We start from the raw sequence: 22618 nt of genomic DNA on the forward strand, positions 1-22618 counted from the left end.
ATGCGTAGGCGCGGATTACGCCACGTAGCGGCAACCTGATGCAGGTAACCGTGCCGGTCATTCATCCATGGATAGGGTGCTGCGCATGTCCTCGTTGAAGCGTGCGGTTCTAGGCGCGATGGGAAAGGCCTCGCAGTTCCACACGAACCTGGCGGCGCGTGACATCGACGCTGAACGTCAGCGACAAGCGCTCGCCGCCTCCGCTGCCTTCGTGACCGAGCACATGCCCCAGGCTCGATCGTTCCGCGGCGCCAACGCCCTGGACGCCAAGTACCGCCTGCTGGATTGGGCCGTCGATACCAGCCCCACCGAGGGGTTAGTCCTTGAGTTCGGAGTGCACACGGGAGACACGCTGCGTCGCATCACTGCCCGGCGTTCGCCCACACATGGCTTCGACTCGTTCGAAGGCCTTCCTGAAGACTGGCGCACGGGCTACGACCAGGGACATTTCGCCAGGACGCCGCCGGTCATCCCCGGATCGACTATGCACGTCGGCTGGTTCGACGACACCCTGCCCAAGTTCTTCAAGGAGCACGAAAGACACATCGCGTTCGCCCACCTGGATGCGGACCTCTACAGCTCCACTGCGACCATCTTCCGAGAGGGCGAGGACCGTTTCATAGCCGGCACGGTGCTGCTGTTCGACGAGTACCTCAACTACCCGGGCTGGCAGCAGCACGAGCACAAGGCGTTCGGCGAGTTCATCGAGCGCACCGGCCACGGCTTTGAGTACCTGGCCTACAACGCGCTCCACGAGCAGGTACTGGTCCGGCTCACGACGTGAGGAGCGCCTCCTGAGCCAGCCGCTCCCCTTCGCCTTCACGGCGGAGAGCACTGGCCTGCATCGCGTCGCCGGCCAGGCCGCTGAAGACGGAGAGCCGACCATCCTCAACCTAGACGTCCGGTTAAGCTGAGTGCGCCCAGCGAAGCTCCATGCCGGCGCCGGAGTCCTGGCTGAGGATGAGCGGGCGCGATCGGCGGTGGAGCGAGGCGCCGGCGCCGCCGAAGGTCTCGAGCCTCTCATCGAGAGCCGGCCAGCTTGCGGCTACTCGTCCTCGTGGTCCCGGCCCCGCACCGCGTCCTGGACGCGGACGATCAGCCCCAGCCAGAGCGAGCCGGACGAGGACAGCGTCGCCAATGGCCAGGAGGCACGCCCACCGGAGACGATTGCCACGGCGGCGATGGCCGCGGCCACGAGCCCGACGACGACCGGAAACAGCTTCTCGCGAGTTCCGGGGTCATCCAGTCACGGCCGACGGTCGCCGGACGTACCGGAGTGCTTGCTTCGCACGTCGCTCGACCTCGGTGAGTCGTGGGGGCGGGTCTGGCAGGGGGCCGAGACGCTCACCGCCGAGAAGGCCAGCCGACAGCATCACCAGGTGGGTGGACATCACCGCGATGAGCGTGTCCTGCACCGTGCCCGCCACCAGCGCGCTACCGACCAGGAGCAGCGTCAGCGTTCCCCACAGCTTCGCCGGGGGGCTCGCATCCACGGCGAAGGCGGTGCGGTGTGCGCGCCAGCCGATGGCCACGTAGATGGCCAGGAACAGGGCCCCGATGACGATGCCGTAGTCGAGGACCGCGCGAAGCGCCACGTTGTGCGCTTCTGTCCATGGGTAGGCCGGGGTGCCGAGGCGGCCGACGCCGATCCCGAGGAGCGGGTGCTCGACAGCGATGGCGTAGAGCGGTTCCCAGATGGGTGTCGTGCGGACGCCGATCCCGTTTCCCACCCCAGCCGCGGACAGCCGTCCGGCGTCGGGTAGGCGCGGCACCACGATGAGTGCTGCCCCTACGAGCGTCAGCCCGCCGATCACCCTGTACCGGCCGCGATCGTCGGGGAAGAGCAGAACGGCGACCGCGCACAGGACTCCCGCGATGACCGAGACGCGGGACTGCGCCAGGTAGGCGCCCAGCAGACCCGCGGCGATCAGACCGCCTCCCACCCACCGCGGTGTCAGCTTGGTGAGAAGTTCGGCGGCCCCGAGGGCGGTCACCAGCACGAAGAAGAAGCCTGTACCGAACGCTGAGGGCTCACCCACGAGCTTTGGACCGTAGGCCTCCACCAGGTCTCCGACGCTTGAACCGATCAAAGTGCGTTGGGCGCCGGTCACGTATTGGTAGGTCACCCATAGGACGTTCGCGGCGATCGCCAGGTGCAGCGCGCGCAGGGCTGTGCGCCACGCCCCATCTCCGGCCAGTCGATACAGGCCTGCGATGCCGGCGGCCAGCACGAAGGTCTCGAGCGTGCGGCCGAGGTAGCCGATCGCGCGAAGCGCCGACATGTCCGGGTTGGCGAACAGATGGACGGCCGTGAGACAGGTGGCGCTAAAGGCGAACAGCGCCGGCCACGGTCCCCACGTCCGCCGTAGTGAGGGCAGCCGCGCCCCCAGGTAGATCAACACCGGGACGAGCAGGAAGTCCTGCAGGCGCAGGTCCACGGCCCTGTCGACGAGACCAGGAACGCGGATACGGGGGCTCAGCGCGATTGCGAGGATCATGGCGGTCAGGAGCAGTCGCGCCGCCGGCCACCCCCGCGTGGCCGGTGAAGTCATGGCGCGAAGCGTAGTTCACCCTAAGGCGGGGGCGGCCTCCTTGCGGCTAGTGCCTGGCGAGGACGTCGCCGACGGTTCGCGCCGGCAGACCGAGGCTGGCGACGTGGGCGCAGATCGAGCTGTGAATCCGGGACCTGAATGAAGGATCTCGTGAGGGGAGGACCTCCGGGCGTGGAGTGGAGTTGCTGAAGGCACCCATTGCACGAAGCACCGGAGGTTCTCGTCTTCCACGCTAATGCCGCCCTGACCCCACGCCAGCGTCTGCGGCTGGCCCAGCTCGTCGTCGAGGAGAACTGGCCGAAGGTTCGAGCCGCGGAGTTCTTCGGGGTCGCGTGGAAGACCGCCAATCGGTGGGCCGAGCGATACCGGCTGCTGGGCAAGGCCGGCATGGTCGATCGCTCCCAGCCGACCACACACCAGCCCAGGCAAGACCGATGCGGCGACGACGAAGCGGTTCGTGTCGCTACGGCTGCGCAAGCGGTGGGGCGCGGTCCGGCTCGCGGCGGAGACCGGCGTGGCGCCCTCGACCGCCGGGGCGGTGCTGCGCCGCTGCGGAATCAGCCGGCTGTCACGACTCGAGCGCCGCGAGCGCCTAGTCGTACGCTCCGAACACGCCGCACCCGGGGATCTGTTTGCACGCCGATGTGAAGAAAAGCTGGGCAACATCCCCGCCGGCGGTGGCTGGCGGTTCCTCGGCCGCCAGGCCGGCAAGGCCACCGACACCTCGACGGCGGCCGCGCGCGCAACCGTCACCACCACCCGCTGATGGGCCACGGCTTCATCCATGTCATCCTCGACGACCGCTCCCGGCTTGCCTACGCCGAGATTCACGACGACGAACTCGGGGTCACCGCCACCGCTGTCCTGCGGCGCGCGGTGGCCTGGTTCGCCGACCGCGGTGTGACCGCCCGCCGGGTACTGACCGACAACGGCGGCTGCTATTGCAGCCGCGACTGGGCTGCCGTCTGCGCCAGACCCGGGACATCCCAGAGCCTCCACTGAATCCGGGGCGGTTCATCATCCCTAAACGAACCCGGCCCTACCGCACCATGACGAGCGAATCAGCCTTCGTCGAGATGTTCACCAGCGAGGCCGCCCGCCGGGCAATTTTTCCTGCTTGGCTACACGCCTACAATCACCACCGGCCCCACACCGGCATCGGCGGCCACCCACCCATCAGCCGCTTGACCAACCTGCACGGTCAGTACAGCTGATAGCCGTCGACCCGCCCTCTGCGGAAGCGTCTCCCTGACGTTGCTGCGGAGGGCGGGAGGCTGTCGTGTGACTGCTGCAAGAGGCGTTGCCGGCGTCGACGCTGGTGATCGCGATCGATCCGGGCAAGGTCAGCAACCGGGTCTGGCTGAGCTCCAGTGCGGCCGGAATGGTCGTCGAGCCGCTGTCTCTGCCGGTGCTGCGGCCCGGCCTGGAGACACTGCAGCGGCTGGTATTGGAGCATTCGGATGGCTGCGATCCGGTGTTCGCCATCGAGGCGACCGGCGGCCTGCACCAGGTCTGGGTCCGCGACCTGGACCAGCGGTTCCCCGGATCGGTGCGGCTGTTCGCGCCGTCGGAGACCACCGCCGCCCGCGCGCAGCTTGGCTCGCGCCGTTTCAAGACCGATGACCGGGACTGCGCCGCGCTGACCTATCTGGCCCGCCAGGGGCAGGGCCGGCTGGTCACCGACCGGATCGAGGACGCGCTGGCCGCCGCGGTCCGGCACCGCCGGGGCCTGGTCGCCGAACGCAAGGTCGCTCAGCAACGGCTGCACGACCAGCTCAACGCGCTATGCCCGGGCCTGTCCGCGCCGGTCGGGCAGGGCCGGGCGCTGAAGCTGGAAGGGTCATCGGGCAGGCGGTGCTGGACTGCGCGGTCGCCTTCGCCGGGCGGCCGCCCTCGATCCGGTCGCTGCGTTCCCGCGCCCGGGGCCGGATCCTCGACGCCGAGGCGCAGTTCTGGGTCGACCGGTGGCGGACCTGCCTGCCACCGCCGTCCGACGCGCCGGCCCGCGCTGCTCGGCTGGGCCGCGGCCTGGCCCGCTGGCGGGCCAGGCCGCCGACATCACCGCTGTCGACGACGACCTCACCGGCCTGCTGACCGGCACCGACGGACAGATCCTCACAACGCTCCCCGGCGTGGCCACCAGCCGGGCAGCCGCGTTCGCCGCCTTCAGCCTCCCCATCGCCCGCTTCCCCAGCGCAGAGCACCTCTACTCGGCCACCGGCCTGGCCCCGGCCAGCTACCAGTCGGCCACCCTGAACCGGCGCGGCCGCATCTCCCGCCAGGGGCTGCCCGAGCACCGCGACGCCCTGATGAACCTGGCCTGGGGTCTCTCCCACACTGCGGCGTCTTCATCGAGCGCCACGACGAACTGCGCGCCCGAGGCATGCGCCCGATCCAGGCCCGGGTCGCCCTCGCCCGCCACGCCTGCCGGCTGGCCTACACGCTGCTGAAGACCCAACAACCCTTCGACGAACAACGCTACCGTCGAGCCCGGCACCAGAGCGAGCGGTGACGGCTGCGACAGCTATGCCGCACGACGGCGCAACCTAGCTTGCCGCCCGCTCGCCCTGGGGCCGCCCACGGCGCACACGAAAGCCAGCCGCTCGACGGCGTCTGATCAGCCTGCCGAACCTGGCCCCACCGCCGGACTCGACCACCGCGCTGCACCGACGGCCGGACGCCAAAGCCCCAGGCCCGATGACCCCTGCCCGCTACAGCTCTTAACTGGCGAGGCGAAAGCTAGCGGTCCGGGGTGTGGCCCGCGCCGCCGGTGCTGACCGGCAGCGAGCCGCCGCGCAGCCGCCGCTCCAGGGGCTTTTCCACGACGGTGAACAGCACGTAGGCGCTGGCGATCGACACGACCAGCGCCAGCACCGTCGCCCCGAGCGCGACCGCGAGAGTGGTCGGCATCAGCACGTAGTCCACCGCCCTGATCACCAGCTGGTGGGTCAGGTAGAAGGCGAACGACCACTCGCCGAGCTTCACCAGCACCGGGTGCCGGAAGATCGACGGGCGCCCGTCCAGGTCGGCCTGCGCCGCCGTCGCGATCGTGAGCGCGAAGGGGATGAACGGGATGGCCACCCAGATGAGGTACGCCGGGGCGTAGGCGGCGACGACGTAGGCGACGGCGACCAGCGCCAGCGAGCCGCCCAGCCCGATCCGCCGGATGCGGCGCCCCTCCTTGATCCACAGGGCGATCAGGATGCCGAGGCAGAACTCCCACAGGCGCTGCACCGGGAAGATGAAGATCGCCCAGTCGGCCACCGTCTCGCCGTGGGTGAGCGGCGCCAGCACGATCGGCGGCACGATCACCAGCACGCACAGCACCGCGGCCGCCCACCAGCGCGCCCGCTGCGAGAGCCGCAGCGCCTGCACGATGAGCAGCGGGAACATCGCGTAGAAGAACATCTCGCACGAGATCGACCACGTGACGCCGTTGCCGGCCCAGTAGTACTCGTTGTCGGGGATCCACGCGTGCAGCCCGATGAACGACGGCGCCATGTGCCACAGGAGCTCCCCGGTCTCCTCCGGCCGGGCCAGCGCGTTCAGCGGGATGAACGCGATCACCGCCACCCAGTACGCCGGCGCGATGCGGGCGAACCGGCGCCGGTAGAACGGGCCCGCCTTGTCACCCGGGCGGTGGGTCCACGTGAGCACGAACCCGCTGAGGATGAAGAAGAAGCTCACCCCGGCCGCGCCCGGCTCGAGGAAGGGGTAGACCGCGTCGCCCACCGGCGTCGTCTCGAACGTCGCGATCGTGTGCGAGCCGAACACCAGCAGCGCCGCGATGAACCGGAGCCCGGTCAGCGAGTCCAGCCGGGCGGTCGGCCGGGCGGGGGTGGGGCCGGACGACGAGGCCCGGGGCCGGGCGGGGATCGCCGCCGGACGGCCGGCCGGCCGCTCACCCGAGCCCTGACCGGCCGAGCGGGCCGGGGTGCCGCGTGAGGTCGTGGTGGGGCGTGGTGCCGACACCGCTAGCCCTCCCGAGGTACGCCGGGCACCGCTGGTCGCTCGTCGACACGCCCGGGGAAGATGATCATTACCTCCAACAGTAAGGCCTGCTCGCTCTCGCCGCTGTACGCCGGGGAACACGGGACGTGAACACCTCGTTCCCCGGTGCGTGGCGGTGACTCTGCGGTCACGAGCTCTCGATGAGTAACCTCGGGCATCCCGCCCGTGGTCACCCGGCGCGGGTTCGCACCGCGCGAGCCGGCCGCCGTCCGGGGCGCTGCGCCGCCCACCGCGCCGAGACCAGGACGAAGAGGGAACCGTTGTGACACGTGGACGCCGCTCGCTCCCGCTCACCCTGGTGGTGACGGCGTCGCTGGTCCTGAGCGCCTGCGGTTCGAGCGGTCCCGACGAGAGCGAGGGCCAGGGCGAGGCCCCGCACGCCACCGCCGAACCGACGTCGACCCCGATCGAGAGCACGGCGATCCCGCGGTCCGACCTCGAGCCGGTGCCGACGACGGGGGACCGGTTCAACCCGTCGCGGTCGAGCGCGGCGTCCCCCTCCGGCTCGGAGTCGCCCGACGAGACGCCGGAGCCCGTGCAGGTGTGGAGCTACGCCGACGGCGACCTCGACGACTGGAGCGAGGTCCAGGCCGCCCGGCCCGAGCAGGTACGCGTCGTCGACGAGCCGGTCCGCCCCGGCTACGAGTACTCCGCCGCCTTCTCCGCCCGCCCGGGCGATTTCACCTTCGGCGTCGACACCACCATCCGCGGCGAGGTGCGCTCGACGATCGAGGAGGCCGGCGCCCCCCGCGAGGGCGATGTGCAGTGGTACTCGTGGTCCACCTACTTCCCCGAGGACTTCTTCTGGGACGGCGGCGACGAGTTCCTCATCTACACGCAGTGGCACCAGACGGCCAACGAGGGCTCGCCCAACGTCGACCTCTGGGTGACCGACGGCCCCGATCCCGAGATCCGCCTCTCGCTGCGTGGCGGCCTGCTCGGCCAGGAGTCCGCGCAGTACGTCGCCACCTACGACCTGGGCCCGCTGGTGCTGGGGGAGTGGCTGGACCACACCGTCCGCATCGAGTGGTCCACCGACCCCGACAAGGGGAACGTCCAGGTGTGGATCGACGGCGAACGCCTGGTCAACGCCGTCGGGGCCACCCTGTTCGAGGGCCAGAGCATCTACTTCAAGCAGGGCATCTACGCGGCGAGCAACACCCGCCGCGAGCACACCGTCTACTTCTCCGACGCCCGCTGGGGCGAGTCGCGGAAGAGCGTCGCCCTCGAGCCCGCCGCGGACTGAGCTACTGCGTCGCCGACGCCGGCGAGCCCAGCGGGTTCTTGCCGGTCGGGGCGTTCTCCCGGGGGTCGACGGGTTCGACGTGCGGGTCCTCCGCCGGGGGTGTCTGCGGCACCACCCGGACGGCGACCAGCCAGCTCACCAGCGACATCGTGGCCGCGGCGATCACCAGCCCGGCCATCAGGCCGTTCCGGCCCCAGACGGCGGTGAGCGCGACCGGCAGGACGACCGCGATCGGCGCGACGGCGATGCGCACGCGCAGCGCGGCCGCGGTGTTGCGGGAGCCGCGCATCGCCAGCAGCGCCCCGTGGGTGACGCCGAAGAGCACCATCTGCGCGCTGACCGCGGCCACCAGCCAGCCCGAGCCCCACGACTCGCCGAACAGCGCCCGCCCCACGTTCTCCGGCAGCAGCACCAGCGCCGTCCCGTAGACGACCGCCACCCCGGCCAGCGCCAGCGACGCCATCCGGCCGATCCGCAGCGCCCGGCGCGCGTCGGCCTCCACCGCGCTCGCCACCATCGGCAGGCAGATGACGCTGGCCGCGGCGACGGTGATGTTGAGCGGGCCGTTGGCGACCTGGGCCGCCTTGAGCTGGCCGAGCAGCGCTGTGCCGGCCACCAGCGGCAGCACGAAGATCGTCAGCTGCCCGGAGCCGGAGGAGAGCGCGAAGTCGCCCAGCAGCGGGCCGGACACCGGCCACATCGCCTTCAGCCGCGCCCGCAGCCGCACCGGCTCCCGCCGGATGCCGAAGGCCACCAGCCCGATGACGTCGGCCAGCAGCGCACCGAGGATCCACAGCGCCAGGACGGCGGCCGTGCCGGCGATCGCCCCGGTCAGCGCCAGGACCGTCGCGACGACCATGACCACCAGCCACACGCCGTCCAGCAGCACGGCCCGGCCCGGCCGCTGCTCCAGGAAGCCGACGTAGCGCAGCGCGTCCTGCAGCAGCAGGACCGGCAGGCCGAGGAAGAACACGGCCCAGGCCAGGTCCAGCGGCGTGGCCAGCAGCAGCAGCCCGACCGGGATGCCGAGCGCGCCGACCGCCGTCGCCGACACCGCCGCGACCAGGTGCACCGGCGCGCCCTTGAGCACGTTGCGCTGGGTGATGAGCAGCGGGTCCAGGACGGCGGCGCGCGTGCCGCCGAGCAGCAGCCAGTAGATGCTGTAGATCAGCGCGAACTCACCGAAGACGGCGGCGCTGACGCCGGTGGCGATCGCCACCGACAGCAGCATGTTGCTGGCGCTGGAGATCGCCTGGTCGGCGACGGTGAGGCCCCGGCTGACCAGCTTGCCCCCGCGCACGGCCCGGCCGACCCGTCGGATCACCATCGGCGGGTCGGCGGCACGGCAGGGGGAGTCGGCGGGACGGGGATCAGCCGGCCCGCCGGCCGAGCGCCCGGTAGCTCCAGCCGGCCGCGGTCCACGCCTCGCGGTCGAGCGCGTTGCGCCCGTCCAGGACCCGCTTCTGCTTGACGACCCGGCCGAACGCCACCGGGTCGAGCTCCCGGTACTGCTTCCACTCGGTGAGCACCAGGACGGCGTCGGCGCGCTCGGCGGCCTCCTCCGGGGTGGCGGCGTAGTCGAGCTGCGGCCACAGCCGCTGGCTGTTCTCCACCGCGGCCGGGTCGGTCACCCGCACGACGGCGCCCTGCAGCTGCAGCTGGGCGGCGACGTTGAGCGCCGGGGAGTCGCGGATGTCGTCGCTGTCGGGCTTGAACGCCGCCCCCAGGACCGCGACCCGCTTGCCCAGCAGCGAGCCGTCGCAGACCTCGCGGGCCAGCTCGACCATGCGGATGCGCCGGCGCATGTTGATGTTGTCGACCTCGCGCAGGAACGTCAGCGCCTGGTCGGCACCCAGCTCACCGGCGCGGGCCATGAAGGCGCGGATGTCCTTGGGCAGGCAGCCGCCGCCGAAGCCGAGGCCGGCGTTGAGGAACTTGCGGCCGATCCGGTCGTCGTAGCCGATCGCGTCGGCGAGCAGCTTCACGTCGGCGCCGGTGGCCTCGCACAGCTCGGCCATGGCGTTGATGAAGGAGATCTTCGTGGCCAGGAACGAGTTCGCCGCCGTCTTCACCATCTCGGCGGTGGCGTAGTCGCTCTCCACCTTCGGGGTGCCGCGCTCGACGATCGTCGCGTACACCTCGTCGAGCAGCTTCCGCGCGGTGTCGCCGTCGGCACCGGCCGGCAGGCCGTAGACCAGCCGGTCGGGGTGCAGCGTGTCCTCGACGGCGAAGCCCTCGCGCAGGAACTCCGGGTTCCACGCCAGCAGCGCGCCCGGCGCCTTGTCGGCGATCAGCTCGGCGAGCTGCGCGGCGGTGCCCACCGGCACCGTGGACTTGCCGACGACGAGCTCGCCGGGCGCGAGGACGTCGAGCAGCGACTCGACCGCGCCCTGCACGTAGCGCATGTCGGCGGCGTACTCGCCGCGCTTCTGCGGGGTGCCCACGCAGACGAAGTGGACGGAGGAGCCCGCGGCGTCGGCGAAGTCGGTGGAGAAGCGGAGCCGCCCGGTGGCCAGCGTGCGCTCCAGCAGCTCCTCGAACCCCGGCTCGAAGAACGGTGCCTCGGCCTTCGACAGCGAGGCGATCTTCGCCTCGTCGACGTCGATGCCGACGACGTCGTGACCCAGCTCGGCCATCGACGCGGCGTGCACGGCTCCGAGGTATCCGCAGCCGATGACCGAGATCTTCACGCAGTGCTCCAGGTGGTCCGAGTGTGGGGTGGGACCGGCAGCCCGGTCCCGGGTCTCCCCGTCCGTCCGTGTGCAGGCCCCCGCCATGTTCGACCACGCGGGGGCCCGGACGCCAGCGGAGCGGCCACGGGAGGCGGAGAATCGTCCGAGCAGGTGGCAGCTCACCCGAACGGGTGTGACCGCCGTCGCCGCGCACCCGGGTGGATTGCGGGGGCGTGGCATTGTCGAGGGTCGGCCCGCGTGCAACGCTGCGCGGCGGACCGGGAGGAACCGTATCGGCCGGGGGAGCGGAGGGGTCGAGGTGGGCGACGCGCTGACCAGGACCATGCCGCGCACCCTCGCCGTCTGCGTGCTGGCGGTCGCCGGCCTGACGTACGCCGCGGCCTACGAGCCGGTGCTCGTGCTCCTCGCGGTCGTCGGCGTCCCGGTGCTGGCGTGGGGCGTCCGCCACCCCAAGCGCTTCATCGCGGCCGCCGTCCTGGTCAGCCTGTTCGGCAAGACGGCGGCGCAGATCACCGGCAGCTCCGCGGTGGACCTGCTGGACGAGCTCGCGATCGCCGCCTCCGTGCTCGTGTGCGTCGGGCCCCGGCTGGTTCGCGGGCAGCCGATCCGGAGCTTCCCGGGCCTGGGCCTGTTCGCCCTCTACGGGGCGCTCGGCGTGGTCAGCGGGCTCGTGGCCGACGTGCCGCTCGTCGTCCTCGGCTCGGGGGCCGCGCTCGCCGGCAAGGGGATCCTGCTGGCCCTGGCCGTGGCGCAGCTGCAGTGGACCAGCGACGACGTGCGCCGCCTGGCCAAGGGCGGGGTCGGCGTCCTGCTCTTCATCATCGCCTGCTGCCTGGTCAACCTCGCCATCCCGCAGACCTGGCAGAGCACGGTCGGCAACATCGACCAGCTCAGCTTCCGCGCCGCCATCCCCTCGCTCATCGGCCCGTTCGTCGAGCCCGGCACGCTCGGGATCATGGCCGCGCTGGGCTTCCTCGGGGTCGTCGCGTGGAACACCACGATGGGCTCCACCCGCTTCACCTGGCTGCTCGCCGGCGGCATGGCCCTGGTCGCCGTCCTCTCCTTCCGGCGCAAGACCTGGCTGGGGATGATGGGCAGCTTCCTGTGGCTGAGCTCGCGGGCGGGGCGCCCCGGCGTCTTCGCGACGGCGGTCACCGTCGTCGTCGCCATCGTCATCCTGTTCTGGTCGACGCTGCTCAACGCCATCCAGGGGATCGTCGCCACCTACGTCGACCAGTCCGAGGGCACCGCCGCGCGCACCCTGATGACCCGCGACTCCTTCTTCGTCGCCCAGGACTACTTCCCGCTCGGCGCCGGGTTCGGCCGCTTCGGCTCCGACACCGCCTCGGAGTTCTACAGCCCGCTCTACCTCGAGCGCGGCTACCAGTACGTGTGGGGCCTGTCGGAGCGCACGGGCAACGCGATGTTCCTCACCGACACCATGTGGCCGGCGGTGCTCGCCGAGAGCGGCTTCATCGGGATGCTGGCGTTCCTCGGGGCGCTCGTCGTCGTCTTCCGGCGGCTGAGCACGCTCTCGCGCGACAGCGAGCCCGCCGCCCGCTTCCTCGGCCTGACCGGCATCGCCTGGATCGTCCAGTACCTGCTCGAGTCCACCGGCAACCCGGTGTTCGTCTCCCCGCCGTCCTACATCCCGCTCTTCCTCCTGATCGGTCTGCTGGGATCGTTCGGTGCCCGGTCCGCCGACAGCGACGCGGGAGCCGGCCGGCCCGCCGCCGACGCCGGGTCGACCGACCGGCGGGGAGCGGGCCGCGTGGCCCGCGTCACCCGCCCGGCGCCGGTCGGCTGACGCCGTCCACACCAACCGGCGAAAAGGCGCGCGCGGAGGCGGTTGCGCCGCCGCGCCCCATTACGCTTCGGTCGTGCCACCACGACGCGATCGAGCCGAACCGGCAGGTGAGAGGGTGGAGCTGTCCGCCGCGCTCAGCGGCAAGCGGGCGCTGCTGGTCGCCTCGACCGGTGGTCACCTCGCGCAGATCGTCCGCTGGGCCGAGCGGTTCGGCCTGCAGCCGGACTCGGTCTTCGCCACGTTCGACTCCGAGCAGAGCCGGTCGCTGCTGCGCGGCCGCCGCGTGGTGACCCTCGACTACGTCCCCCCGCGGGGCCTGGCGCCGGCGGTCCGCGCCGGCCTCCGGCTGCACCGGGAGGTGCGCCGCGAGCGCTTCGACGTCGTCCTGAGCACCGGGGCCGCCGTCGCGATCCCCGCGTACGCCATCGCGCAGCTGCGCCGCATCCCGTTCGTCTACATCGAGAGCGTCTCCCGCTTCGACGGGCCCTCCGCCACCGGCCGCATCCTCGAGCGGCTGCCGCGGGCGCAGCGCTACTGCCAGCACGCCGCCTGGGCCGACCGCCCCGGCTGGCAGCTCGGCCCCTCGCTGCTCGACGACTACACCGCCGTCCCCGCGACCGACCGCCCCGCCCGCAACGGCGACGGCCGCCGCATCTTCGTCAGCCTCGGCACGATCAAGCCGTTCCGCTTCGACGCGCTCGTCGACGCCGTCCGCGACCGGCTGCGCCCCGGCGACGTCGTCACCTGGCAGCTGGGCGCCACGACCCGCGACGACCTGCCCGGCGACGTGAACCTGGAGCTCCGCGCCGAGGAGTTCGACCGGCTGGTGGCCGAGAGCGACGTCTTCGTCACCCACGCCGGCGTGGGGACGCTGCTCCGCGCCCTCGAGCTCGGCGTCCGGCCCGTCGTCGTCCCGCGGCTGGCCGAGCGCGGCGAGCACGTCGACGACCACCAGGTGCAGGTGGCCCGCGAGCTCGCCGAGCGCGACCTCGTCCTGCTGCGCGCCCCCGGCGACCTGACCTCCGACGAGCTCGACCCCTCCGGCGTGGTGATCCGCCGAGCCGGGGACACGTCGGCGTGAGCCGCCCCTCGCGACCCGCCCTGCGCGTCACGCAGATCGGCAACGCGTCGCAGGGGCGCGGTGGTGTCTCCTCCGTGGTGCGCACCATGAACACCTGGGCCGGGCCCGACCTGGAGATGCGGGAGTGGCCCTCCTACTGGCACGGCGACCGCCGGCGCACCCTCGCCACCTTCGCCCGCACGGCGCTGAAGGTGCTGACCGACCGGGTGGAGCCCACCGACGTGTGGCACTTCCACCTGACGCAGGAGGGCTCCTTCCTCCGCGAGGGGCTGCTGCTCGCCCTCGCCCGCCGGCGCGGGGTCTGCTGCACCGTCCTCGTGCACGGCTCGCAGTTCGTCGCGTTCGCCGAGGGCAACCGCCGGCTCGCCCGCCTGGTGCTCCGCCAGCCCGCGGTCGTCTTCGTGCTCACCGACCCGGCCGCGGAGGTGCTGCGCTCGCTCGGCATCGACGCCGTCCGGGTCGCCAACTCCGTGCCCATCGAGGAGGAGCCGGTGGGGTCGGGCCGCTCGGGCTTCGTCTTCGCCGGTGAGATCGGGCCGCGCAAGGGCGCCGACGTGCTCCTCGACGCGTGGTCGGCCGCCCGGCCAGACGGCCAGCAGCTCGTCCTCTTCGGCGACCTCGCTCCCCAGTTCGAGCTGCCGGAACCGCTGCCGCACGGGGTGGTGTTCGAGGGGCCGGTCTCCCCCGAGGCGGTGCGCGCCCGGCTGCGGACGGCGACCGCGCTCGTCCTGCCCAGCCGGGCGGAGGCGATGCCGATGATCATCCTCGAGTCGATGAGCCTGGCGACGCCGGTCATCGCCAGCGACGTCGGCCAGATCGCCGAGGTGGTCCACGACACCGGCATGGTGGTGCCCCCGGCCGACGCCGACGCCCTCGGGACGGCGATCCGCACGATGGCCGGCTCCCCGGAGCTGGCGCAGGGGCTCGGGCGCCGCGCGTGGGACCGTGTACGGGCGCGGCACTCCAACGCCGTCGTCCGGCGGGTGTTCGTCGAGCACTGGGACAGGTGTGTCGGTGCGACACGTACGGGTGAGGCTCCCCCCTCGGATCCGCCGGATATCTAGCCTGGACTGCTCAGCAACTGCTTGGGTCGGCTGGACGGCAGTGCTGAGCCCGGCTGCAACCCACGTCAGTGGGTGTCGATCATGGAGACGAGGAAGTAGTGGAACTCAGAGACACCATCGCGGCGCTCAAGGCCGGGTGGTTCCTGCCCGTGATCGGGATCCTGCTGGGCGGCGGGGTCGGGGCCGCGACCGCGCTGACCATGACGCCGACGTACACGTCTGGCGCGCAGCTGTGGGTGACGTCGACCGACGCCACCTCCACCACCGCCGCCTTCCAGGGCAGCCAGTTCGCCCAGAACCGCGTCGCCTCCTACGTGCAGATCCTCGGCAGCGAGCGCCTCGTCGACGGCGTCGTCGAGCGGCTCGACCTCGACCTCCCCGCCGGGGCCGTGCAGGAGCGGATCGCGGCCGCCGTGGTGCCCGACACCAGCGTCCTCGACATCACGGTGACCGACACCTCGCCCGAGCGGGCGCGCGACCTGGCGGCCGCCGTCGCCGCCGAGTTCACCGAGCTGGTGGAGGAGGTCGAGGCGACGACGACGACGCCCACCGACCCCGCGGTCGACCCGGTGACCACCATCCCGGTCAAGGTGACCGTCCTGGACACCCCCGAGGTCGCCTCGGAGCCCTCGTCGCCGGACCTGTACGCCAACATCGCCGTCGGCGTCCTCATCGGCCTGCTGGTCGGGCTGGTGCTCGCCTACGCGCGGGTGCGGCTGGACCGCTCGGTGCGCGACGGGAAGGTCGCCGCCGAGGTGGCCGGCGCCCCGGTGATCGGGACCATCGCCCGCGACTCGAAGCTCGGGTCGTCGCACGTGCTGGAGCGGAACAGCCGGTCGGCCAACGCCGAGGCCTTCCGCCAGCTGCGCACCAACCTGCAGTTCCTCAACGTCGACGAGCCGCCCCGCGTGATCATGGTGTCCAGCGCGGTCGCCACCGAGGGCAAGAGCACGCTCGCGGTCAACCTCGCCCTCACCCTGGCCGAGGGCGGCCACCGGGTCGCGCTGGTGGAGTCCGACCTGCGCCACCCCCGGGTGGTCAAGTACCTCGGCCTCGTCGACGGCGCGGGGCTGACCAGCATCCTCGCCGGCGCCGCCGACCTCGACGACGTGCTGCAGCCCTACGGCAGCACCGGGTTGTCGGTGCTCGCCGCCGGGTCCATCCCGCCCAACCCCAGCGAGCTGCTCGCGTCCAGCCAGCTCCGCACCGTGGTCGAGCAGCTGCGGGCCACCCACGACTACGTCATCTTCGACACCCCGCCGCTGCTGCCGGTCGCCGACGCCAGCGCCGTCGCCGTCGCCATGGACGGCGTGCTGCTGTCGGTGCGCCAGGGCAAGACCCGGCGGGAGGAGCTCGAGCGCGCCGTGGGGATCCTCGACCGGGTCGGGGCGCGGACCCTGGGGGTCATCCTCAACATGGCCCCCGCGTCGTCGACGCCGCAGGCCTACGGCTACGACGTCGAGGCCCCCACGGAGCCCGACCCCAAGCCCCGGCCCGCCGCCGTCCAGGAGACCCCCCAGGCGCCGGGCAAGCGAACCGGGGGCGACCGCGGAACCCAGCCCGGGGGCGCGACGCGCGTCGAGGTGCCGGCGGCCGAGCCGGCCGCCGACGGGCCGACCGCCGTGCCGCCGGCCTCGCACACCCCGCGCACCGTGGGCGAGCCCACGGCGGCCCAGCGCAAGGACACGCCCAGCCGGAGCTGATCCGGGGTGGGCGGCGCGCAGCCGCCGACACGGATGTGACCTACTCCGCTGACGCAGCGTAGGCGGACACTTTCGTTACGTACAGTTATGTCGTGAGCGGGCCAAATCGTCTCCGAGCGGCTAACGTCATCACCTGGCGGCTCGACCGGCCAGGCAATGGTGCCTCTCTGATCGCGCGCGGCCACTCTGTGTAATCGTGGGTGGGTCGGTGCGTGGACGGTCGTCGCCACGACGACCACACGCACCCAGGGAGTTCGGTATCTCCATGCACGTCACTCACGACCAGACCGTTCGTGAGGTCCTGCCGACCACGGGGCGGTCCCGCTTCCCCGGCCTGCGCCGCCTGCGCGGCGAGGGCACCGCGGCGCGCCGGGCCTGGCGCGCCGCGTACGTCCGCAGCATCGTGCTCGGGGACGCGGTCGCCGCCGTGCTCGCGGCCACCATCGGCTACTTCGGCCGGTTCGGCACCGACGTCGACGGCGCGGCCCAGTACTCGCTGTGGGCCGCGCTGGCGATGCCCGTCGTGTGGGTGGCCGCGATGCACATCGGCCGCAGCTACGAGGAGCGCTTCCTCTGGGTGGGTGCCGAGGAGTTCCGGCGGGTGCTGCACGCCGCCGCCGTCCTGCTGGCCGCGGTCGCCGTCGTCTCCTGGGGCCTGGACCTGCGGGTCGCCCGGGGCTTCGTCGTCATCGCCCTCCCGCTGGCGACGCTGCTGACGCTGCTGCAGCGCTACCTGCGCCGGCAGGCCCTGCACCGGGCCCGCAGCGGCGGGGCCTTCGAGCAGACGACGGTCATCGTCGGGCACCGCAACGCCGTCGCGTCGCTGCGCGCCGAGCTCGACCGCGCCGCCTACCACGGCTACCGGGTCATCGGCTGCTGCCTGCCGGACGGGAGGGCCAGCGACCGCCCCACCGACTTCGACGGGCTGCCCGTCCTCGGCGGCCTGGACGAGGTCCTGGACGTGGTGCAGCGGTTCGAGGTCGACACCGTGGCCGTCATGCCCTGCCCCGAGCTGGACGGGCCGTCGCTGCGCCGGCTCGGCTGGGACCTCGAGAAGACCGAGGCCGAGCTGCTGCTCGCCCCCGCGGTCACCGAGGTCGTCGGCCCGCGGGTGGCGATCCGCCCCGTGTGCGGTCTCCCGCTGCTGCACGTCGAGCGCCCCGAGCTCCGCGGGGTGCGCCGCCTGGCCAAGACGGCGGTCGACGCCTCGCTGGCCGCCACGGCGCTGCTCCTGACGCTCCCGCTGTTCCTCCTCATCGCGCTGGCCCTGAAGACGACCAGCCGCGGGCCGGTGTTCTTCAAGCAGACCCGCGTCGGCCGCGACGGGCAGACCTTCTCCATGCTCAAGTTCCGCAGCATGGTCCACGGCGCCGACAAGATGTCCGAGGTGCTCGAGGCCGACAACGACGGCAACGGCGTGCTCTACAAGCGCAAGGTCGACCCGCGCGTGACCCGTGTCGGGCGGGTGCTGCGCCGCTACTCCCTCGACGAGCTGCCGCAGCTGCTCAACGTGCTGCGCGGGGACATGAGCCTGGTCGGCCCGCGCCCGCCGCTGCCCAGCGAGACCGAGCGCTACGGCTTCGACATGCGCCGCCGCTTCCTGGTCAAGCCCGGCATCACCGGCCTCTGGCAGATCAGCGGGCGCTCGGACCTCTCGTGGGACGACTCGGTGCGGATCGACGTCCGCTACGTGGAGAACTGGTCCCTGAGCTTCGACATGATGATCCTCTGGAAGACCCTCGGCGCCGTCCTCCGCGGGCGCGGCGCCTACTGACCGCCGGCCGCCGTCCGCCAGCACGCGCGGATGTCGGCGTACATGGTGCGGGCGTCGAAGCCCGCCGCCCACGTGTCGTAGGCCGCCCGGGCCATCCGGTCGCGCAGCTCCGTGTCGGCGAGCAGGCGCCGCAGGTGCTCGGCGAGGGCGTCGACGTCGCCGGGGGGCACGAGGAACCCGTTGGCCCCGTGGGCGACCAGCTCCTCCATGGCGCCCACGGGCGTCGTCACGGCGGGGATGCCCCGGGACATCGCCTCGATGACCACCATCGGCAGCCCCTCGGCGTGGCTGGGGAGGGCGAGCAGGTAGGCCTCGCGCAGGAGCTCCTGGGCGGCGGCACGGGGCAGCGAGCCCGCGTAGGTGAGGCGGCCCGGGCTCGCCCGGACCGCCGCCTCCACGAGCGCGACGACGCGGGGGTCGGCCGGCGGGCCGGCGAGCACCAGCTCCACGTCGGGGAGGTCGCCGAGCTGCTCGAAGGCGCGCAGCAGCTCGGGGACGCCCTTGGACTCGTCGATGCGGCCCAGCAGGACCACCCGCCGGGCGCGGTCGGCCGGCCAGGGCGTCGTGGGCGGGGCGCCGTCGGCGACGCCGTTGTGCACCACGCGCACCCGCTCGGCGGGCACCCCGAGCTCCTCGGTCACCAGCCGGGCCCAGGGCCCGCCGAGGACGACGACGTACGCCGCCCGGTCGAAGAAGCGCTCGATGCGGCGCCGCGCGGCGGGGGAGACGGCCTCGAGGAAGCCGCGGTACCCGGCGCCGTGCAGGTGGATGCCGTACGGCAGGCCGCGCAGCGTGCACGCCCGCGCGACGGCCATCTTCCGCCAGGTGCTGCCGCGGCTGGCGACGTGCAGGTGGACGACGTCGGCGCGGGCCGTGGCGGTGGTGAGGAGGCTGCGGGCGAAGTTCACCGCCCGCCGCGGGGCCGGGCCGATGCCGCCGGAGTCCACGACCCGCAGCGCCACGGGTGCGCTGGTCAGGCCGTTCTGGGTCTCGAGCTCGGCGACGACCGACGCCATCCCGCCGGGCTGGCCGCCCGTCGGGCCGACGCTGAGTACGCGCAGTGCGCCGTCGTCGTCGTGGCCGGCCGTGCCGTCCCGCGTCGTCCCGGTGCTCACCGGGCCGCGACGTCGTCGAGGTCGGGGAGGGTCCACTGCTCGCCGAGCCAGGCGTCGAAGCTCGGCGGCTCGAAGGGCAGCACGCCCCCGCCGGGGTACGGCGTGTACTCGCTGAACCAGATGACGCCGTCGACGTTGTAGAGGTCGACCCGCATGAAGTCGAAGGGGCGGGCGAGCACCTCGGCCGCGTGGTTCAGGGCGGCGAGGTTCTCCGGCGGCGGGCTCGGCTCGCCGCTGCCCAGCGCGGTCGCGATGCGCAGCGGCTCCCACTCGGCGGTGTAGAAGGTCCGCGAGTGCTGCCTGGTGAACCGGCCGGTGTCCACCGACATCGCGGCGATCTTGCCGTCGAACATCAGGTACTTGTAGTCGTCGGGCGGGGTCACGCCGTCGCCGATGGCCTCCTCGACGACGTAGAGCGGCCGCGCCTGGCTGTAGGCCCACTCGCCGAGCAGCACGCTCTGGTCGTCGCGCAGCCAGTTCTTCGTCGCCGCGATCGTGCGGGCGTCGACCGACTCGTCCGCGCGGCCGAAGTGGACCAGGCCGCTGCGGTGGTTGGGCTTGAGCACCCACGGGCGGTCGAACATCCGGCCGGCGACCTCGGTGAGGTCGGTGCCGGACCAGAAGGTCTCCGGCACCGAGATGCCGGCCTCCTCCTGCACCTGCGCCGCGTGCTCCTTCATCGCCAGCTTGTCGCACGTCCAGGCCAGCAGCGGGCGCCGGTCGTGCATGATCCGCCAGTTGATCTTCTCGCCGAAGGTCTGCGGGTCGCGCAGACGCGGCAGCCTGCCGTGCCCCGCGAGGTAGAGGTACCGCCGCCGGAGGGGGAGGGGCATGAGCCCGGCGACCCTGCGGTGGGCCGGCTGGAAGAAATGTCGGAGGCTCTCGTTCAGGCCGCTCCGGGGCATCCTGACCCCTTCCAGGTGTGAGACGTGGGCACGCCGGCTGGTGTCCGCCGGGGACGCCCGATCCGGGCGTCCGGTGTCGCGGCGAGCCTAGTACCCGGTGCGGGCCAGGGCCTTTTCCCCGTGCGCAACCACCCCATCGGAGGTGTCGGGCGGCGGCCGGCACCGATCACACTGGGGTCGTGCCCGCCCTGGAGAGCCCCCCGCCGCCCGTCACCGTCCTGCTCGTGTGCACCGGCAACATCTGCCGCTCTGCCCTCGGGCAGGGGCTGGGACGGTCCTACCTGCGCGAGCACCTCGGCGCGGCGGCCGACGACGTCCGCCTGGTCAGCGCGGGCACGCGCGCGGTCGCCGGTTCGCCGATGCACCCCCGCAGCGCGCTGGTCCTGTCCGGGTTCGGTGGCGACCCCGAGGGGTTCGTGGCCCGGCAGCTGGAGCCGGCGATGGTCGACGAGGCCGATCTCGTGCTCACCCTGACCCGCGACCACCGCCGCGACGTCCTGGGGCTCGCGCCCCGGGCGCTGGCGCGCACGTTCACCCTCCGGGAGGCCGCGGCGCTGCTGGGCGCGCTCGGCGACCGGCAGCCGGAGGGGGAGGAGTTCGCCGACCGGGTGCGCGGGCTGGTGTCCGCCCTGGCGGCGGCCCGTCCCGGGCGGAGCGGCGGGGACGGCGACGACATCGGTGATCCGATCGGCCGCTCCCTGGAGGGCCACGAGGCGGTGGGCCAGGCCGTGTCCGAGGCCCTGCTGCCCGTCCTCACCGCCGTGCTGCGGTTGCACCCGGCGGTCGACGCCGCGGAGCTGCCCGATCCGGTCGCGAACGCCTCGCACATCCACCCGGGCGGCGTCCTGGGCTTGCCCGGCGACCCGGAGGTCTGGGCCGAGCCGGCCCCGCTCGACCACCGCTCCGCCGGCCCGGGTCCTGCCCGGCGCGCGTTCGGTGCGCTCGGCCGCCGCCGGCGGGCCGGCTCGGGCTCCTAGCGGGGAACGGGCGGGGAGGCGGTCCACTCCGCGGGGACGAAGTCCGGCACCGGGGCGGTCTCCGTCGCCTGCCGCCGGTCGGCCGTGCGGACCGCCCGGCCGATGCCGAGCGCCAGCAGCGCCGCCAGCGTCGTCCAGGCGGTCAGGAGGACCAGCACCCACGTCATGGGACCTTCCTAGGGGCCCCGACGCGCCGCGGGCGGGTCCGACGCGGGCAGAAGCTGCCGAAAAAGTCCATCCCCGCATGTGTGGGTATCCGTGCTGGTCGGGGCGCGAGTCGCTTAACAGAACCGGTGACGACTCGCCGTGCGCCCGAGAAAATTCACTCGAACGGGCTTGGCGTTATGGAACCGTGACGCTACCTTTAGCGGCGTGTCACGAAACGCTCACCGACAGTGGCGAAGCATCCGACCCCGTCGCCGGCGGCGCATGTCGCGCCGACGCATGACGCAGCTGCTCCTCGCGCTCGTCGGGATCCTTCCCCTCAGCTATCCGCTCGTGCAGGACGGAGGGTCCGACGCCGTCGCGACCCCGCCGGCGGTGGAGTCCCGTGACTCCCGCCCCGCCGTGCAGCCGCCCACGAGCCCCCCCGCCCCTGACGTGGCGCCGGCCGGCGAGGTCCCCGTGGACCAGCCCACCGCCGGTACGCCGACGGAGCAGCCGACCGCGGTGGCCGGTTCCCGCTCCGGCACGAGCCCGGCCTCCACCGGCACGACCGCCACCCCGGCCCCGGCGGCTCCGAAGCCGACCACGGCCGCCCCGACCCCGACCACCCCGGCCGCGACCACCCCGAGCACCCCGGCCACCCGCGCGACGACCCCGTCGACCGGCGCCCTCAGCTGGGCCCCGCCGGCCGGCTGGGAGAACTACCCGGTCCACAACGTCACCCCGAGCAACTCGGTCACGACCATCGGGGCCAGGAACGGCGACGTCCTGATCAAGCTGCCCGCCGACCGCCCGGCCGGGCCGATCACCATCGCCAACTGCCGCAACGCCGTCATCATGGGCGGGCAGATCACCGTCGCGCCCACCGCCCGCTTCGGCAACGACGACCAGCGCGCCATCTACGTGCACAAGTGCACCGGCACCGTGCACATCGAGGGCGTCCTCATCAACGGCAACGTCCCGGGCTCCCAGGCCGACGGCATCGCCGTGAACGCCCCCGAGGCCACCGTGCAGATCCAGAACGTCCGCATGGAGGCCCTGCGTGGCACCTACTCGGTGAACCACGCCGACGTCTTCCAGCCGTGGGGCGGGGTGCGGGAGTACCGGATCGACCGGCTCAGCGGCACGACGAACTACCAGGGCATCCAGGTCCGCCAGGACCTCGGCGCCATCGGCAAGGGCACGATCCGGAACACCAACGTCGGCAGCTCCGGGGTGACCCCCATCGAGCGGGGCGGGCAGTTCATCCGCATCGACTGCAACACCTACCCGCTGGCCCTGGAGAACGTCTTCATCGACCCACGCGCCGGCCGCGACATGGGCTACAGCGTGTGGCCGCAGACCGACGACCGCAGCTGCCCCGCGAAGATCAGCAACGGCGTCGTCTCGTGGCCCTCGATCGGCAACCTGAGCGGCACGCTCACCCAGGGCAAGCCCGCGTCGGGTGACTTCGTCCCGGCCGGCTCCGTCGGCATCGGGTACGTCTCTCCCGGCTACCGCTGACCTGACCGCTCGAGGGGGCGGG

At 72.7% G+C, this 22618-nt stretch carries 18 protein-coding genes and 2 pseudogenes; 12 read left to right on the forward strand and 8 right to left on the reverse strand.

Annotated features, from left to right (window positions below; translation table 11 throughout):
* Positions 1-85 precede the first annotated feature (85 nt).
* The gene (locus ACI79P_RS05925) at positions 86-784 is read left to right on the forward strand and encodes a class I SAM-dependent methyltransferase (RefSeq protein WP_456580103.1); all 699 of its coding nucleotides are present in this window, start codon (positions 86-88) and stop codon (positions 782-784) included.
* A gap of 261 nt (positions 785-1045) precedes the next feature.
* On the opposite strand, the gene ACI79P_RS05930 is transcribed toward ACI79P_RS05925, so the two are convergent.
* Complete coding sequence (locus tag ACI79P_RS05930) at positions 1046-1195, reverse strand: hypothetical protein (RefSeq protein ID WP_456580104.1); 150 nt, start codon at positions 1193-1195, stop codon at positions 1046-1048.
* Positions 1196-1238: 43 nt separating this feature from the next.
* Positions 1239-2552: an O-antigen ligase family protein gene (locus ACI79P_RS05935; RefSeq protein ID WP_456580105.1), complete on the reverse strand. Its 1314-nt coding sequence runs from the start codon at positions 2550-2552 to the stop codon at positions 1239-1241.
* Positions 2553-2750: 198 nt separating this feature from the next.
* On the opposite strand from ACI79P_RS05935, the pseudogene ACI79P_RS05940 reads away from it, so the two are divergent.
* The 3 genes and pseudogenes from ACI79P_RS05940 (at position 2751) to ACI79P_RS05950 (ending at position 5002) form a co-directional block, all read left to right on the forward strand.
* Positions 2751-3766, forward strand: a pseudogene (locus ACI79P_RS05940) (leucine zipper domain-containing protein).
* 167 nt (positions 3767-3933) lie between these two features.
* Positions 3934-4284, forward strand: a pseudogene (locus tag ACI79P_RS05945) (hypothetical protein); the annotation flags it as partial.
* A gap of 232 nt (positions 4285-4516) precedes the next feature.
* On the forward strand, positions 4517-5002 hold the full coding sequence (locus ACI79P_RS05950) for a transposase (RefSeq protein WP_456580106.1): 486 nt from the start codon (positions 4517-4519) through the stop codon (positions 5000-5002).
* Positions 5003-5291: 289 nt separating this feature from the next.
* Here the strand turns inward: ACI79P_RS05950 and ACI79P_RS05955 are convergent, their stop codons facing one another.
* Complete coding sequence (locus ACI79P_RS05955) at positions 5292-6524, reverse strand: acyltransferase family protein (RefSeq protein ID WP_456580107.1); 1233 nt, start codon at positions 6522-6524, stop codon at positions 5292-5294.
* 301 nt (positions 6525-6825) lie between these two features.
* On the opposite strand from ACI79P_RS05955, the gene ACI79P_RS05960 reads away from it, so the two are divergent.
* Positions 6826-7809 carry a polysaccharide lyase gene (locus ACI79P_RS05960; RefSeq protein ID WP_456580108.1) on the forward strand — a complete coding sequence of 328 codons (984 nt, stop codon included), beginning with the start codon at positions 6826-6828 and terminating at the stop codon, positions 7807-7809.
* 1 nt (position 7810) lies between these two features.
* Here ACI79P_RS05960 and ACI79P_RS05965 read toward each other — a convergent pair whose 3' ends face one another.
* Together ACI79P_RS05965 and ACI79P_RS05970 are read right to left on the reverse strand one after the other, a co-directional pair.
* On the reverse strand, positions 7811-9136 hold the full coding sequence (locus ACI79P_RS05965) for a hypothetical protein (RefSeq protein WP_456580109.1): 1326 nt from the start codon (positions 9134-9136) through the stop codon (positions 7811-7813).
* Positions 9137-9179: 43 nt separating this feature from the next.
* Complete coding sequence (locus ACI79P_RS05970; protein ID WP_456580110.1) at positions 9180-10499, reverse strand: UDP-glucose dehydrogenase family protein; 1320 nt, start codon at positions 10497-10499, stop codon at positions 9180-9182.
* 301 nt (positions 10500-10800) lie between these two features.
* Between ACI79P_RS05970 and ACI79P_RS05975 the strand changes: the two genes are divergently transcribed.
* The 5 genes from ACI79P_RS05975 (at position 10801) to ACI79P_RS05995 (ending at position 17931) form a co-directional block, all read left to right on the forward strand.
* Positions 10801-12309 (forward strand): hypothetical protein, encoded by a 1509-nt coding sequence (locus tag ACI79P_RS05975; protein ID WP_456580111.1) that lies wholly within the window; start codon positions 10801-10803, stop codon positions 12307-12309.
* A gap of 115 nt (positions 12310-12424) precedes the next feature.
* A complete protein-coding gene (locus ACI79P_RS05980) occupies positions 12425-13390 on the forward strand; it encodes a glycosyltransferase (protein ID WP_456580112.1) in 966 nt (321 codons plus the stop codon).
* Positions 13387-14454, forward strand: coding sequence for a glycosyltransferase family 4 protein (locus ACI79P_RS05985; RefSeq protein WP_456580113.1), 1068 nt, complete (start codon positions 13387-13389; stop codon positions 14452-14454). Before ACI79P_RS05980 ends, ACI79P_RS05985 begins: the two co-directional genes overlap by 4 nt.
* Before the next feature lie 98 nt (positions 14455-14552).
* Complete coding sequence (locus ACI79P_RS05990; RefSeq protein WP_456580114.1) at positions 14553-16157, forward strand: polysaccharide biosynthesis tyrosine autokinase; 1605 nt, start codon at positions 14553-14555, stop codon at positions 16155-16157.
* Between the two features lie 265 nt (positions 16158-16422).
* Positions 16423-17931, forward strand: a complete 1509-nt coding sequence (locus ACI79P_RS05995; RefSeq protein WP_456580115.1) for a sugar transferase — start codon at positions 16423-16425, stop codon at positions 17929-17931.
* On the opposite strand, the gene ACI79P_RS06000 is transcribed toward ACI79P_RS05995, so the two are convergent.
* Both ACI79P_RS06000 and ACI79P_RS06005 read right to left on the reverse strand, forming a co-directional pair.
* Complete coding sequence (locus ACI79P_RS06000; RefSeq protein WP_456580116.1) at positions 17925-19046, reverse strand: glycosyltransferase family 4 protein; 1122 nt, start codon at positions 19044-19046, stop codon at positions 17925-17927. The genes ACI79P_RS05995 and ACI79P_RS06000 overlap by 7 nt on opposite strands.
* Positions 19043-19879, reverse strand: coding sequence for an ATP-grasp fold amidoligase family protein (locus ACI79P_RS06005; protein ID WP_456580117.1), 837 nt, complete (start codon positions 19877-19879; stop codon positions 19043-19045). The genes ACI79P_RS06000 and ACI79P_RS06005 overlap by 4 nt, the downstream gene beginning before the upstream one ends.
* 251 nt (positions 19880-20130) lie before the next feature.
* Between ACI79P_RS06005 and ACI79P_RS06010 the strand changes: the two genes are divergently transcribed.
* Positions 20131-20928, forward strand: a complete 798-nt coding sequence (locus ACI79P_RS06010) for an arsenate reductase/protein-tyrosine-phosphatase family protein (RefSeq protein WP_456580118.1) — start codon at positions 20131-20133, stop codon at positions 20926-20928.
* Here the strand turns inward: ACI79P_RS06010 and ACI79P_RS06015 are convergent.
* On the reverse strand, positions 20925-21095 hold the full coding sequence (locus ACI79P_RS06015) for a hypothetical protein (protein WP_456580119.1): 171 nt from the start codon (positions 21093-21095) through the stop codon (positions 20925-20927). The two genes, ACI79P_RS06010 and ACI79P_RS06015, sit on opposite strands and share 4 nt — an antisense overlap.
* Positions 21096-21372: 277 nt before the next feature.
* Here ACI79P_RS06015 and ACI79P_RS06020 point away from each other — a divergent pair, with 277 nt between their 5' ends.
* A complete protein-coding gene (locus ACI79P_RS06020; RefSeq protein WP_456580120.1) occupies positions 21373-22596 on the forward strand; it encodes a hypothetical protein in 1224 nt (407 codons plus the stop codon).
* The last annotated feature ends 22 nt before the right edge of the window (positions 22597-22618 follow it).

The organism is Blastococcus sp. SYSU DS0510 (assembly GCF_054050835.1).